Below are 13636 nucleotides of genomic sequence, written 5' to 3' on the forward strand. Positions count from 1 at the left end.
CGTCAGTCCTCGACGACCGCGCCGTCGCGGGCCTCCCACTCGGTGAGACTGCCCTCGTAGAACGCCACGTCGTCGTAGCCGAGATGCGAGAGCACGACGTAGGTGTGGCTGATGCGCCGGGCGGTGTTGCAGTAGAGGACGACCCGCCGGTCCGGGGTGACGCCCGCGGCCTCCAGAATCGAGTCGAGTTCGTCCCGCGGCTTCAGCCCGCGCGTCTCGTCGTCGACGAGCTCGCGCCAGTCGACGTTGACCGCGCCGGGGAGGTGCCCCTCCTCGTACTCCGCGGGGTCGCGGGTGTCCACGGTGACTGTCTCGGGGTCGTCGAGCGCGGCCTCGACCGCCTCGAAGTCCACGAGCGGCGTCTCGGCCGGTTCGGTTATCTCGTAGACCGTCTCCGCGACCTCGGTCGCCTCCGTCGTCGTCTCGCGCTCGCGGTTCCACGCGCTGAAGTCGCCGTCGAGGAGGTGGAGCCTGTCGGGGTCGTGCCCGTAGAGGAGCGCGGTCACGAGAAAGCGGGCCGCGAACACGCCGTGGGTGTCGTCGTAGGCGACCACGTCGTCGTCGGCCGCGATACCCGCGCCCGACAGGAGGTCGGTCCACGCGTCGCGGCCGGGGAGCATCCCCACGTCGCCGTCGGCGCTCCGGAAGCTGTCGAACGGTATCGAGACCGCGCCGGGGAGGTGCCCGATGCCGTCGAACTCCCAGCCGTCGCGCACGTCCACGACGCGCACGTCGCCGAGCCGGTCCGCGAGCCAATCCGAAGAGACCACGTCTACCATGACCCCACGTTTCCGGGCCGCGGATTTAGGTCCGCCCCTCCTCACACCCCTCGCCACGTGTCCGGGGTAGCGGACGTTGTTGCTGGTTCCGTCGGATACCGGACTCAGATAGCGCGTGACGGTTGTTCTCCGAGTCGCTTTCGCCGTCTCCCCCGCCATATGTAGGTCAATATTGCCGCATCACCCGAGGTCAGGCCGTACATGCCGTCGCTGTGAGAGTTATGGGTCTTCCTGTTGTACGGGGAAACGCGATGTCAAACTCCGATTACGCGAAGGACGTACTCGTCTCTGCGGACTGGGTGGAGAGCCACCTCGACGAGTTCCAGAGCGACGACGCGGCGTACCGACTCGTCGAAGTGGACGTGGACACCGAGGCGTACGACGAGAGTCACGCCCCCGGTGCCATCGGGTTCAACTGGGAGTCCCAACTGCAGGACCAGACGACCCGCGACGTGCTGACCAAGGAGGACTTCGAGGACCTCCTCGGCTCGCACGGCATCTCCGAGGACTCCACGGTCGTCCTCTACGGCGACAACTCCAACTGGTTCGCCGCCTACACCTACTGGCAGTTCAAGTACTACGGCCACGAGGACGTTCACCTGATGAACGGCGGCCGCGACTACTGGGTCGACAACGACTATCCGACGACCGACGAAGTCCCGTCCTTCCCGGAGCGAGACTACACCGCCAAGGGTCCCTTCGAGGACATCCGCGCGTACCGCGACGACGTCGAGAAGGCGGTCGACAAGGGCCTTCCCCTCGTCGACGTTCGCTCGCCCGAGGAGTTCTCCGGCGAGATTCTCGCGCCCCCGGGACTGCAGGAGACCGCCCAGCGCGGCGGCCACATCCCCGGCGCGAGCAACATCTCGTGGGCCGCGACCGTCAACGACGACGGCACCTTCAAGTCCGCCGACGAACTCCGCGACCTCTACGCGGACCAGGGCATCGAAGGCGACGAGTCCACCATCGCCTACTGCCGCATCGGCGAGCGGTCGTCCATCGCGTGGTTCGCCCTCCACGAACTCCTCGGCTACGAGAACGTCACCAACTACGACGGCTCGTGGACGGAGTGGGGCAACCTCGTCGGCGCGCCCGTCGAGAAGGGTAACTGAGCCGCCTCGGCCTCAGTTCGTTTCGAGACCGACCGTACGGTTCTTTTTGCGGCTTACATCGGGAGGACGCTGATGCCGACGGCGACGAGCACGCCCGCGCCGAGAAGCACCATCACGCAGTAGCCCATGATGTCGCGGACCGACAGGCCGCTGATGGAGAGAAGCGGGATGGCCCAGAAGGGCTGAATCATGTTCGTCCACGCGTCGCCCCACGAGGCGGCGACGGCGACCCGCGGGATGGACTCGCCGGACGCCTTCGCGGCCGTGACGAGCGTCTCGCCGATGACGGCCCACTCGCCACCGCCGGAGGGGACGAAGAAGTTCACGAGGCCGGCGGTGAAGAAGGCGAAGGCCGGGAGCGTCCCGTCGGGCGCGACGGCGACCATGCCCTGTGCGATCTGCGTGGCGAGGCTGACCGACCCCTCGGGCGCGTAGGCCATAATGCCCATGATGCCCGCGTAGAACGGGAACTGGAGGATGATGCCCCAGACGTTCTCGACGGCCTCGACGATGGCCTCGATGTACGCCTTGGGCGTCCCGTGGAACAGCAGGCCGAGAAAGAGGAAGCCGAAGTTGACGATGTTCAGGTTGAGGTTGTTCCACGGCATCGTCCCGTTCTGCACGCCCTCGAAGAAGTACAGCGCGACCGCGAGCAGGCCGACGAGGCCGATTGCCACGCCGATGCCGAGCGAGTGCTCGATGCGCGTCGCGAGCGAGGCGTCCTCGGGGACGGCCGTGGAGGCCCATCCGCTCGTCGTCTGCTCGCCGCCGTCGGTCGCCGCCTCGAACTCCGCGGGGTCGATCGGCGTCTTCTTCGTCTCGTCGGTCGGGTACATGAGCGCGAACAGCGCCGGCAGGAAGAGGAAGCCGACCGCGACGACCAACGCGAGGTTGGCGACCGTGAAGATGGTCCCGCCGGTGCCGAACGTCGTGTCGAGGATGCCCGCTTCGATGAGGAAGTTATCCTCGGTGTTCAACAGGAGCGGAATCGACCCCGCGAGGCCGCCGTGCCAGACGACGAACCCGGAGTACGCGCCGGCGACGACGATGGGGAAGTCGATGCCGCGCATCTCGGTCGCTATCTTCCGGGCGAAAAGCGCCCCGACGACGAGGCCCAGCCCCCAGTGGACGAACGACGCCGCGGCGGCGACGACCGGAACCATCGCGGCCGCGCCGCGCTCCGTGTTCGGGACGCGCGCGAGCCGCGTCAGGAGCCAGTCCACGGGCTTCGTCTGCGCGAGCGCGTAGCCCGTCATCAGGATGAGCGTCATCTGCATCCCGAACGAAAGCAGGTTCCAGAAGCCGCCGTACCAGCCGTCGAGAAGCAGGTTTCCGGCGTGTCCGACGACGCCGGTCCCCTCGCCCGGCGCGACCGATACCAGCGCCAGCACGAACGCCACGCCCGTCAGAATGATGGCGAACAGAAACGCGTCGGGGAGGTACTGTTCGACCAGTTTCGAACTGCGCTCCGCCGCCTGCCTGATAGCGTTTGTCATAGCCCGAGTTATTTCATGATAATACAATACATAATGTTTAATATTCGAACGGGTTCGGCTCGGTTGGATGTCATGAACCGGCCGACTCGGCGGGCGACTTGCCAGTCACCTCCTCGCCCGTCGCAGACTCGAGCCGGACTCGCCGCCGCCGATGGGTACAAACCCGAGACGACCATACGGGGCCGTATGACCGAACTCCTCGACACCCTCCGCGACGACCACGAGACGCCGCTTTCCCGACTCGGCTCCTCGAAGGCGCTGTACGCCGTCACCGGCGGCGAGATGGACGGCGACGCGGTCCGCGCGGCCGCCGCCGCCGAGGCCGCCGCCGCCGCCGACCTGTTCGACTGGTGGGCCGACGACGAACCGAACGACGAGGCCGCCGCGCTCTTTTCGGACCTCGCCGACACCGCCCGCGACCACGCCGACACCGTCGACGCGGAGCCGGACGGGTCGAAGCCGAACGTCTACGACGTGCTCGCCGAGTTCGAGACGACCGACGGCCGCCTCGGCGGCGCGCTCGCCCGCGCGCTCGTGTCGCTGAAGACCGTCGAGCAGATGGTCGGCTTCTTCGTCGGCGACGCGGACCCGATGGCCGCAAACGACTTCCGCACGCTCAAGTCCGACCTCAACGACCAACTCGACGCGCTCGGAGCCGCCGTCTCCGACCTCGTCGAAGACGACGCCGTCGCCCGCGAGGCCGCCGACGCGGTGGTCGAAGCCGCCTACGACGAGTACGTCGAGACGCTGGAAGGCATGGGCGTCAAGCCGAAGAACGTCTGCTGACTCGCTTTTTCATATCCGGGGTCGCGGGGCGACCCGCTCGGCGCGAAATCCGTCTTCGCTCACCGAGTGCCGACAGCGCCGACTGGCGGCGTAACGGGTGAGTTCCAGTAGAAACGAAGGGGTTTGTCAGCCGGTCGTCAGACGCCGGGGACGCCCTTGCGGTATTCGAGGACCTCGCTTCGGGCCTCGCGGACCGTCTCGGCGACGTCGCCGTCGAGGTCCTCGGCGAGGTCGTGGAGGACCGTCATGTGCCGGGCGAGTCGCCCGTGGTCCGGTCCCTGCTCGCGCGTCGCCAGCTTCGCCAGCTGGTCGGACTGTTCGTAGAGTCGCTCCTGTACGTCGCCGTCGGTCGCCTCGGCGGCTTCCTTGAGCAGGTTGCTCGCGCGTTCGAGTTCGGCTCGGGTCATACAGGAACGTTCGACAGCCCGCCCCAAAACCGTTCCTCCGGCGACAAGCACCGCCTCGCTCAAGTACGCCGCGGCCCAAGGACGGGCAATGAGCGAGTCCGGTCCCCTGTCCGCCGACAGACCCGACGCAGACCGCGAATTCCGCGTCGACGCCCCCTTCGACCCCGCGGGCGACCAGCCCGAGGCAATCGAGGCGCTTGCCCGCGGCTTCCGCGAGGGCGCCGACGTACAGACCCTGCTCGGTGTCACCGGCTCCGGCAAGACCAACACCGTCTCGTGGGTCGTCGAGGAGATTCAGAAGCCGACGCTCGTCCTCGCGCACAACAAGACCCTCGCCGCCCAGCTGTACGAGGAGTTCAAGGGGCTGTTCCCCGACAACGCGGTCGAATATTTCGTATCGTACTATGACTATTATCAACCCGAAGCTTACATCGAACAAACCGACACCTACATCGACAAGGACATGTCGATAAACGAGGAAATCGACCGGCTCCGCCACTCCGCGACCCGGTCGCTTCTCACCCGCGACGACGTCATCGTCGTCGCCTCGGTGTCGGCCATCTACGGCCTCGGCGACCCGAAGAACTACACCGACCTGTCCCTCCGACTGGAGGTCGGCCAGGGGATGGACCGCGACGAACTGCTCGGCGCGCTCGTCGACCTCAACTACGAGCGCAACGACGTGGACTTCCGGCAGGGGACGTTCCGCGTCCGCGGCGACACCGTCGAGGTGTTCCCGATGTACGGCCGCTACGCCGTCCGCATCGAGTTCTGGGGCGACGAAATCGACCGGATGCTGAAGCTCGACCCGCTTGCGGGCGAGGTGAAGTCGTCGGAGCCGGCGGTGCTCGTCCACCCGGCGGAACACTACTCAATCCCCGAAGCACAGCTCGAAGGCGCAATCTCCGAAATCGAGGAGCTGATGGAACAGCGGGTGAAGCACTTCCAGCGACAGGGCGACCTCGTGGCCGCCCAGCGCATCGAAGAGCGCACCACCTTCGACATCGAGATGCTCCGCGAGACGGGCCACTGCTCCGGCATCGAGAACTACTCGGTCCACCTCTCGGACCGCGAGCCGGGCGACGCGCCCTACACCCTCCTCGACTACTTCCCCGACGACTTCCTCACCGTCATCGACGAGTCGCACGTCACGCTCCCGCAGATAAAGGGCCAGTACGCCGGCGACAAGTCCCGAAAGGACTCGCTTGTCGAAAACGGCTTCCGCCTGCCGACGGCCTACGACAACCGCCCGCTGACCTTCGAGGAGTTCGAAGAGACCGTCGGACAGGCGCTTTTCGTCTCCGCGACGCCCGGCGACTACGAGCGCGAGCACTCCGACCAAATCGTCGAGCAAATCGTCCGGCCGACCCACCTCGTGGACCCGAGAGTCGAGGTGACGGAGGCGACCGGGCAGGTCGACGACCTGATGGCCCGCATCGACGAGCGCGTCGACCGCGACGAGCGCGTGCTCGTCACGACGCTCACGAAGCGGATGGCCGAGGACCTCACTGAGTACCTCGAAGAGGCCGGCGTCGACGTGGCCTACATGCACGACGAGACCGACACGCTCGAACGCCACGAACTCATCCGGTCGCTCCGCCTCGGCGACATCGACGTGCTCGTCGGCATCAACCTCCTCCGGGAGGGCCTCGACATCCCCGAGGTGTCGCTCGTCGCCATCCTCGACGCCGACCAGCAGGGCTTCCTGCGCTCGGAGACCACGCTCGTCCAGACGATGGGCCGCGCCGCCCGCAACGTCAACGGCGAGGTCGTGCTCTACGCCGACGAGATGACCGACGCGATGGAGGCCGCCATCTCCGAGACACAGCGCCGCCGGCGCATCCAACAGGCGTTCAACGAGGAACACGGCTACACCCCGACGACCATCGAAAAGGAGGTCGGCGAGACGAACCTGCCGGGGAGCAAGACCGACACCCGCGGCGTCTCCGGCGACGAACCCGCCGACGCCGACGAGGCGGTCGAACAGATAGCCTTCCTCGAAGACCGGATGCAGGAGGCCGCCGACAACCTCGAATTCGAACTCGCCGCCGACATCCGCGACCGCATCCAGACGCTCCGCCGCGAGTTCGACGTGGACGCGCTCGAAGACGGTGTCGCGCCCGAGTACCCCGACGAACACGACGGCGACGGCGACGGCGACGGCGGCCTCGCACCGCCCGACGAGTTCTGACCGGCCGTGTCTCGACCCCCAACGCTGACGTTCGCGGCCGGCGGGCTTCTCCGCCGCGACGACGGCCGACTCTGTCTGGTCCACCGGCCGCGCTACGGCGACTGGTCGCTCCCGAAGGGAAAGCTCGAACCCGGCGAGACGCTGGTCGAGACCGCCGTCAGAGAGGTCCGCGAGGAGACGCGCTGTGCGGTCGACTGCGGCGGCTTCGCCGGGCGCTACGAGTACCGCGTCCCCGACGACGCCGGGACACGGAGCGGCCCGAAGGGCGTGTTCGTCTGGCACATGCGCGTCGCCGCCGAGCACCCGTTCGAACCCGGCGGCGAGGTCGACGCGCGCCGGTGGGTCACCCCCGCCGAAGCCCTCGACCGGCTGACGTACGAGACCGAACGGGCGCTGGTCAGACGGGCATTCGAACTCAACGAGTGAACACAGATTTTGGATAGAAACACATGTTACTGGTTTTTCGACGCGCGTCGGTGTGTGGACAGTACCCAAAATGGTGGGCCGACATCAAGACTTATTACTCCGACCTCGCTATGCCTGTTCCACCGTGATCCGCACCTCGGCGGACGAGCCTGCAACCCACACCGTTCACCACGCCTACCCCAACGGAGGCATTACCTGAATGGTCCGCGGATTCGAGCACTCCGTGCTCGACAGTTCGGGCGACCACCGCACGCCGGTCCATCCGGTGTGCGACGCGGTCGCATCCTCGGGAGATGGTGAACACGCGCGGGTCGGTGCCGCTGGTGACTCGGCAAACGGGCTGTTTTCGACGCGTCACTCCACGCGAGTGCACGCGGACGCTACTGCGTACTGACAACAACGAGAACCATGAGCTCTCAGTCTCTCAGTCACGTCCAGAAGTCGTTCCTGAAGTACCAACACATCCTCGTGTTCATCGCTCCCCTGCTGTTCCTCGCCTCGGTGTTGACCATGGCACCGACGCCGTCGGGTGCAGGCATGGAGTACTGGCTCCAGTACTGGTGGCTGTTCCCGGTGTTCCTCACCGGCGCGACCATCGTGAACACGGTCGGCATCAGCGGGTCGGCGCTCTTCGTCCCGTTCTTGATCTTCATCTTCCCCATCTTCGCGCACCCGCTCGACTCGTCGACGCTGGTGAAGGTGGGCCTCATCAGCGAGGCGTTCGGCCTCTCCAGTTCGGCCGTCGCCTTCATCCAGTACGGCCTCGTCGACCGTCGACTGGCGCTGACGCTCGTCGGCGGGTCGATTCCGTTCGTCGTCGGCGGCGCGCTCCTGTCGTTCGTCATCCCCGACGTGGTGTTCCACGCACTGCTCGGCATCGCACTGCTCGCCGCGTCGTACCTGCTTTTCACCGCCGACCTCGGTCACGAGGACCACGGTTCGTCGGGCTCCGACCACGCCGCGGCCACCGACGGCGGCGTCTCCGCGAGCCTCCCCAACGACCCCGGTAAGCTCGGTCCCGCGGGCGTCAACACGGCCGACGACGGGACCGTCACCCGCGTCGACCGCGAGGGCGACGACTACACCTACACCCGCGGCGGCTACCTGCGCCGCTTCGCCAACTACAGCGTCGGCGGGATGTTCCAGGGTCTCGCCGGCTTCGGTATCGGCGAACTCGGCATCATCTCGATGCTCGGCACGAAAGTCCCCGTCCGCGTCGCCATCGGCACGAACCACATCGTCGTCGCGCTGACCGCCATTCTGGCGTCGCTCGTCCACGTCTTTGGCGGCGGCCTCGTCGGCGGCCACTCGCTGAGCCTCGCGACGACGCCGTGGAACATGGTCGTGTTCACCGTCCCCGCGACGGTCCTCGGCGGCCAAATCGCTCCCTACGTGTCGAACGCGCTGGAGACCAGCGTCATCAAGAACTTCGTCGGCGTCCTCTTCGCCGTCATCTCGGTCGCGCTGTTCCTGATGGCGCTGGGTATCTAACGACTCGGACCCGTCCGAACCACCTCGCTGGCACCACTTTCACAGTCCCCGATTCTGAACGTCCACCCATGTACGACCACATCCTGCTTCCGACCGACGGCAGTGACGCGACCGACGCGACCATCGAGCACGCGGCGACCCTCGCGGAGACCTACGGCGCGACGGTCCACGTGCTGTCGGTGGCCGACTCGCGCAACCGCTTCGAATCGCCCTCGGCCGGCATCGCGCCGGACGTGTGGGAGAAGTCAGAACTCGAACGCGCCGAGTCAGCGGCCGACGCCGCAATCGAGGCGCTTCCCGACGGCGTCGAGACCGAACGAACCGTCGTGGAGGGCGTCCCGCACTCGACTATCGTCGACTACGCCGCCGACGGCGACATCGACCTCGTCGTGATGGCGACCCACGGCCGCACCGGCCTCGACCACTACCTCGTCGGCTCCGTCACCGAGCGCGTCGTCCGGCAGTCCGACGCGCCGGTGTTGACCGTCCGCGCGGCGGACGAAGAATAAGACCCGCGAGCGGGCCGCCCTACTCGAACTCTTCCGCCAGCGCGGCGCGGTGCTCGCGGCGCTTCTGGAGCGCCGAGTCGCGCAGTTCGCGCTCCTCTTGGGAGTCGCAGACGAGGTCCGGGACCGGAACCGGCTTCTCGTCGTCGTCGAGCGCGACGAAGGTGAAAAAGGAGGTGAGCGTCTCGCGGCGGTCGCCCTCGCTCGGGCGCTCGGCCGTCACGTCGACCTTGATGTCCATGCTGGTGCGACCGGTGTCGAAGACGTACGCCTCGACGGTCACCACGTCGCCCACGTCGATGGGCGCGAGGAAGTCCACGTGGTCCATCGACGCCGTGACCACCTGCCGCTCGGCGAAGCGCCGGCCGGCGATGGCCCCGCAGACGTCCATCCACTCCAAAATCCGTCCCCCGAGGGCGCGCCCGAGGTTGTTCGTGTCGTTGGGCATCAGAATCTCGCTCATCTCGGCGCGAGACGCCGACAGCGACCGCGTCCCGACCGACGACTGCTGTTGCATACCACACGGTCCGTGACGAGCGGGGTTAAATTATTCTACGTCGTAAAAACTAGAAATAAAGGCGATTAATCGCTCGGGTTGGGGGTTTAGCGGGTCGCTCGACGTTTCAACGACCTAGATGATTAATAGTGTTTATCCCGTTTAGTACGGTGTCTGCGCGAACCGCAGACCGGTGGTGGGACGCCGACACCCGTCTCTCGTCCGCGTTCGGGGGGACGTTCCCGAAGGTTCCGACTCTCGTTCGACCGGACGGGTGGGGAATCAGCCGCGACCCGAACTCGACGCACCGAGCGGTCTCCCGTCTCACGTCCGCCTCGCGCCTCGCCGAACCGCGACGGCCGGACGACGGGACCCACGTCGGTCGCCCCCGCAGACCGGCCACGACGCTGTACCGGCCCCGGTGCGCCGAACGGGTCACCGACTGATTCGCGTATCGGATTTTTCGCTCACTCGACGCGTTCAGTTTCGACGCCGCCGTCTTCGATTTCGATGTCGACCGCGTCCGCGGAGATATCGGCCGTCTCGATGCCGTCCAGCTCACCGAGTATCTCGCTGATGTCGTCGAGACCGAGGAGTTCGCGGGTCTCCTCGTCGAACGCCTTGCTTTCGAGGCCTGCGGCCTGCTGTATATCGGAACCGCTCAGCCCCTTCCCGTAGCGACCGAGAAGCGACGTGAGTTCCTGCGGCAGGACGTACGTCGTCGACGGTGAGGTGCCGATGTTCGCCAGCGTCTCCATGCCCTTGTCGATGATGGCGCGCTCGCCCATCGACTCCGCCGCGCGGGCCCGAAGCACCGTCGAGATGGCGTCACCCTGCGCTTCGAGAATCTGGGACTGCTTTTCGCCCTGCGCGCGGATGATGTTCGACTGCTTGTCACCCTGAGCTTTCTCGACGGCGGAGCGACGCTTGCCCTGTGCTTCGAGAATCATGGCGCGGCGGCGGCGCTCGGCGGAGGTCTGCTGTTCCATCGCGTTCTCGACGTCCTTCGAGGGCTTCACCTCGCGGACCTCGACGGACTCCACGCGGACGCCCCACTCGTCGGTCGGCTCGTCGAGTTCCCGGCGGATGCGCGCGTTGATGTGGTCGCGTCGCGCCAGTGTGTCGTCGAGTTCCATGTCGCCGAGGGCGGCCCGGAGCGTCGTCTGTGCGAGCAACGAGACGGCCCGGCGGTAGTTGTCGACCTGCAGGAAGGCGCGTTCGGGGTCCATCACGCGGATGTAGACGACGGCGTCGGCCGTGACCGGCGAGTTGTCTTCCGTGATGGCCTCTTGGGAGGGCACGTCCAGCGTCTGGGTCCGCATGTCGAAGCGGTAGGTCTTCGAGACGAACGGCGGGACGACGTTCAGCCCCGGTTCGAGGATGCCCTTGTAGTCGCCGAACACCGTCAGCGTCCGCTTTTCGTACGCCTGCACGATTTCGACCGCGTCGTACACCGCGGCGACGGCGAGCGCGAGGGCGACGTAGCCCGCGAGCGTCAGCGGCGTGACGGGGAAGACGACGACGGCGAGGCCGAAGACGACCACCGCGACCGCGAGGGGACCGAGCCACCGCGGGATTCGGCCGGGCTCGCTGTCGACCCGCGCCGCGCCCGACGAGGACGACGACGAGGACGCCGAGAGCTTCCCGAGTTGGTAGAACAGGCTGTCCATGGTGGAGAGTGACACCGAGGCGGAATAAAGCTACCCGGCTGTTCCCCCACCCGGCCACCAGCTATTTGTCCGCGAACGCCCCACGGCCCCGTATGCGAACGAACCGCGGCCGAATCGACGTGGAGGACCTGCTGAAAATCATCCTCCTGCTCGTCCTCGTCTGGCTCGTCCTCGAAATCATCGGCGAGGTGCTCGGGCTGTTCGGTGCGTTGCTCGGCCCGCTCCAGCCGCTTTTGGGCCTCGTCGTCGCGGCGCTCATCGTCCTCTGGCTCCTCGACCGAATCTAACCGCCCTCCGCGGCGACGACGATACGCCTTTGTGTCTCTCGCGTGAGACACGGGCGTGTACAGTCTGAACGTCCCGGTTCCGGGGCGGGTCGCCCGCCTCGCGTCCGACCTGTTTCCGTACCTCGCCTCGTTCGACCGGGTTCGCGACCGGCACACGCTCGTCTGTAAGCGGTTCGAAGACGACGACCTCGACCGCCTACGCGAACAGTTGCGGCACGCGCTCGCCGGCCAGCCGGCGTTCGAGGCCCGCGTGACCGACATCCGGTTCTTCGAGGACCCGCCGCGCGGGGCCGCGCCGGTCGTCTACCTCGCGGTCGAGAGCCCCGGCCTCCTCGACCTGCACCGCGCGCTCGCCGACGAGTTCGGCGCTATCGAGGGTATCGAGGGCGACGACTACGTCCCGCACGTCACGCTCGCCCGCGGCGGGAGCGTCGCCGACGCCCGCGCGGTCGCAAGCCAGCCGCTCGACCCCATCGAGTGGACCGTCTCACAGCTCGACGTCTACGACTCGTCGTTCCGCGAGACCGCCGCCTCGATTTCGCTCCCTGCCTGACCGCGAGCCCCCGACTCCCAGCGACGGCGCGTCGAGCCGCCGGTCCGCGCGTCAGTCGCGCGCCCGGAGCCGCATCCCCATCGGCTCTTCGGGGTGCATCGTCAGCGACCCGCGGAGCGAAAACGGCTCGTCGCGCACGTAGTCGAGTTCGTACCGCTGGGCGACGGTGCCGAGGATGAGCCGCCCTTCGAGGAGCGAGAGGTGTTTGCCGATGCAGTGGCGCGGTCCCCCGCCGAACGGGAAGTACGCGAAGCGCGGGCGGTCGCCGGTCCGCTCGGGCGCCCAGCGGTCCGGGTCGAACGAAAGCGGGTCGTCCCACCACCGGTCCGAGCGGTGGACGACCCACTGCGGGAGCATGATGGCCGACCCCGCGGGGACGCGGTAACCGCCGAGGCGAACGTCCACCTTCGGCTCGCGGAACATCACGTACACCGGCGGGTACAGCCGCATCGCCTCGTTCAGCACGCGCTCGGTGTACTCCAGTTCTCGCACGTCCTCGAACGTCGGCGTCCGCCCGTCGAGCACCTCGTCCAGTTCGCGGTGGAGTTTCGCCTCCGCCTCGGGGTGTTGCGAGAGCAGATACCACGCGTACGTCAGCGTCAGCGCCGTCGTGTCGTGGCCCGCGAGGAGCATCGTCATCAGCTCGTCGCGGAGGTTCTTCTCCGTCTGTTCGCCCTCGTCGTAGGCGCGGAGCAGAATCGAAAGCAGGTCCATCGGCCCCTCCTCGCCCGTCGCGCCGGCCGACACCGACGACGCCGGCGTCTCGCCGTACTCGGTCCCGCGGCGCTCCTCGACGATGTCCCAGACGAGCGATTCGAGTTCGGATAGCGCCTCCTTGTACTGGCGGTTCTCCCGCGTCGGCGCCCAGTCGGGCGTCAGGAACCGAAGCGGGTCGGGTTCGAACCGCGCGCCGAGCGGTTCGAGGTTCTCCTGTACCCGCCGGACGCGCTCGTCGTCGAGGTCGGTGCCGAACATGGCGTCGACGATTATCTCGACGGTCAGCCGCGCCATCTCCAACTGCACGTCGACCACGTCGCCGTCGCCCCACGACGACAGCATCGACGCCGTCCGGTCGGTCATCATACCGGCCATCGTCGAGATTCGCCGCACGTCGAACGCCGGCTGGGCGAGGCGGCGCTGTTTCTTCCACGTCGCCCCCTCGCTCATCAGCAGGCCGTCGCCCAGCAGGTCGCCGATGGCTCTGTCTTGGAACTGCGGCTTTCTGAACTTCGACGCCTCGCTCACGAGCACCGTCTCGACGTCCGCCGGGTTCGTGAGCATGTACGTGTCGAGCGGGCCGAGGTCGAAGTGGACCACGTCGCCGTAGGCGTCCGCGACGGCCGTCAGGAACGTGAACGGGTCGCGGGCGTACTGTCTGCTCGCGCCGAACAGCGGGAGGCCCTTCGGTCCGGGAGGGGTCGAACTCATCACCCTGT

14 protein-coding genes are annotated in these 13636 nt (G+C 67.2%); 8 read left to right on the forward strand and 6 right to left on the reverse strand.

Features of this window, described 5'->3' with window-relative positions:
• Positions 1–2 precede the first annotated feature (2 nt).
• Positions 3–779: a sulfurtransferase gene (locus C441_RS14765; protein WP_007275803.1), complete on the reverse strand. Its 777-nt coding sequence runs from the start codon at positions 777–779 to the stop codon at positions 3–5.
• Positions 780–1030: 251 nt separating this feature from the next.
• Here C441_RS14765 and C441_RS14770 point away from each other — a divergent pair, with 251 nt between their 5' ends.
• On the forward strand, positions 1031–1891 hold the full coding sequence (locus tag C441_RS14770) for a sulfurtransferase (protein WP_004968763.1): 861 nt from the start codon (positions 1031–1033) through the stop codon (positions 1889–1891).
• Positions 1892–1944: 53 nt separating this feature from the next.
• On the opposite strand, the gene C441_RS14775 is transcribed toward C441_RS14770, so the two are convergent.
• The gene (locus C441_RS14775) at positions 1945–3387 is read right to left on the reverse strand and encodes a short-chain fatty acid transporter (protein WP_007275804.1); all 1443 of its coding nucleotides are present in this window, start codon (positions 3385–3387) and stop codon (positions 1945–1947) included.
• A 186-nt stretch (positions 3388–3573) separates the two neighbouring features.
• Between C441_RS14775 and C441_RS14780 the strand changes: the two genes are divergently transcribed.
• A complete protein-coding gene (locus tag C441_RS14780) occupies positions 3574–4173 on the forward strand; it encodes a hypothetical protein (protein WP_007275805.1) in 600 nt (199 codons plus the stop codon).
• 137 nt (positions 4174–4310) lie between these two features.
• Here the strand turns inward: C441_RS14780 and C441_RS14785 are convergent, their stop codons facing one another.
• Positions 4311–4580, reverse strand: coding sequence for a DUF7553 family protein (locus C441_RS14785; protein WP_007275806.1), 270 nt, complete (start codon positions 4578–4580; stop codon positions 4311–4313).
• An 88-nt stretch (positions 4581–4668) separates the two neighbouring features.
• On the opposite strand from C441_RS14785, the gene uvrB reads away from it, so the two are divergent.
• The 4 genes from uvrB (at position 4669) to C441_RS14805 (ending at position 9197) form a co-directional block, all read left to right on the forward strand.
• The gene (uvrB, locus tag C441_RS14790) at positions 4669–6771 is read left to right on the forward strand and encodes an excinuclease ABC subunit UvrB (RefSeq protein WP_007275807.1); all 2103 of its coding nucleotides are present in this window, start codon (positions 4669–4671) and stop codon (positions 6769–6771) included.
• Between the two features lie 6 nt (positions 6772–6777).
• Complete coding sequence (locus C441_RS14795; protein WP_007275808.1) at positions 6778–7197, forward strand: NUDIX hydrolase; 420 nt, start codon at positions 6778–6780, stop codon at positions 7195–7197.
• Positions 7198–7605: 408 nt separating this feature from the next.
• Positions 7606–8688: a sulfite exporter TauE/SafE family protein gene (locus C441_RS14800; protein ID WP_007275809.1), complete on the forward strand. Its 1083-nt coding sequence runs from the start codon at positions 7606–7608 to the stop codon at positions 8686–8688.
• Between the two features lie 68 nt (positions 8689–8756).
• Positions 8757–9197 carry a universal stress protein gene (locus tag C441_RS14805; RefSeq protein WP_007275810.1) on the forward strand — a complete coding sequence of 147 codons (441 nt, stop codon included), beginning with the start codon at positions 8757–8759 and terminating at the stop codon, positions 9195–9197.
• Between the two features lie 19 nt (positions 9198–9216).
• Here C441_RS14805 and C441_RS14810 read toward each other — a convergent pair whose 3' ends face one another.
• Positions 9217–9711, reverse strand: a complete 495-nt coding sequence (locus tag C441_RS14810; RefSeq protein WP_004968772.1) for an acyl-CoA thioesterase — start codon at positions 9709–9711, stop codon at positions 9217–9219.
• A gap of 446 nt (positions 9712–10157) precedes the next feature.
• Positions 10158–11360: an SPFH domain-containing protein gene (locus tag C441_RS14820; RefSeq protein ID WP_007275812.1), complete on the reverse strand. Its 1203-nt coding sequence runs from the start codon at positions 11358–11360 to the stop codon at positions 10158–10160.
• A gap of 92 nt (positions 11361–11452) precedes the next feature.
• On the opposite strand from C441_RS14820, the gene C441_RS14825 reads away from it, so the two are divergent.
• Positions 11453–11647, forward strand: coding sequence for a DUF7554 family protein (locus C441_RS14825; RefSeq protein WP_004045037.1), 195 nt, complete (start codon positions 11453–11455; stop codon positions 11645–11647).
• A gap of 55 nt (positions 11648–11702) precedes the next feature.
• Positions 11703–12200 carry a 2'-5' RNA ligase family protein gene (locus C441_RS14830; RefSeq protein ID WP_004968776.1) on the forward strand — a complete coding sequence of 166 codons (498 nt, stop codon included), beginning with the start codon at positions 11703–11705 and terminating at the stop codon, positions 12198–12200.
• A 51-nt stretch (positions 12201–12251) separates the two neighbouring features.
• On the opposite strand, the gene C441_RS14835 is transcribed toward C441_RS14830, so the two are convergent.
• Positions 12252–13628 carry a cytochrome P450 gene (locus tag C441_RS14835; RefSeq protein ID WP_007275813.1) on the reverse strand — a complete coding sequence of 459 codons (1377 nt, stop codon included), beginning with the start codon at positions 13626–13628 and terminating at the stop codon, positions 12252–12254.
• Between the last annotated feature and the right edge of the window lie 8 nt (positions 13629–13636).

Source organism: Haloferax sulfurifontis ATCC BAA-897, from assembly GCF_000337835.1.
Classification (GTDB): Archaea; Halobacteriota; Halobacteria; order Halobacteriales; family Haloferacaceae; genus Haloferax; species Haloferax denitrificans.

Bases quoted from the DNA above. Each gene is read 5' to 3' on its own strand.
- C441_RS14765 (WP_007275803.1), bottom strand. From the start codon at position 779: ATGGTAGACGTGGTCTCTTCGGATTGGCTCGCGGACCGGCTCGGCGAC.
- C441_RS14770 (WP_004968763.1), top strand. From the start codon at position 1,031: ATGTCAAACTCCGATTACGCGAAGGACGTACTCGTCTCTGCGGACTGG.
- C441_RS14775 (WP_007275804.1), bottom strand. From the start codon at position 3,387: ATGACAAACGCTATCAGGCAGGCGGCGGAGCGCAGTTCGAAACTGGTC.
- C441_RS14780 (WP_007275805.1), top strand. From the start codon at position 3,574: ATGACCGAACTCCTCGACACCCTCCGCGACGACCACGAGACGCCGCTT.
- C441_RS14785 (WP_007275806.1), bottom strand. From the start codon at position 4,580: ATGACCCGAGCCGAACTCGAACGCGCGAGCAACCTGCTCAAGGAAGCC.
- uvrB (WP_007275807.1), top strand. From the start codon at position 4,669: ATGAGCGAGTCCGGTCCCCTGTCCGCCGACAGACCCGACGCAGACCGC.
- C441_RS14800 (WP_007275809.1), top strand. From the start codon at position 7,606: ATGAGCTCTCAGTCTCTCAGTCACGTCCAGAAGTCGTTCCTGAAGTAC.
- C441_RS14805 (WP_007275810.1), top strand. From the start codon at position 8,757: ATGTACGACCACATCCTGCTTCCGACCGACGGCAGTGACGCGACCGAC.
- C441_RS14810 (WP_004968772.1), bottom strand. From the start codon at position 9,711: ATGCAACAGCAGTCGTCGGTCGGGACGCGGTCGCTGTCGGCGTCTCGC.
- C441_RS14820 (WP_007275812.1), bottom strand. From the start codon at position 11,360: ATGGACAGCCTGTTCTACCAACTCGGGAAGCTCTCGGCGTCCTCGTCG.
- C441_RS14825 (WP_004045037.1), top strand. From the start codon at position 11,453: ATGCGAACGAACCGCGGCCGAATCGACGTGGAGGACCTGCTGAAAATC.
- C441_RS14835 (WP_007275813.1), bottom strand. From the start codon at position 13,628: ATGAGTTCGACCCCTCCCGGACCGAAGGGCCTCCCGCTGTTCGGCGCG.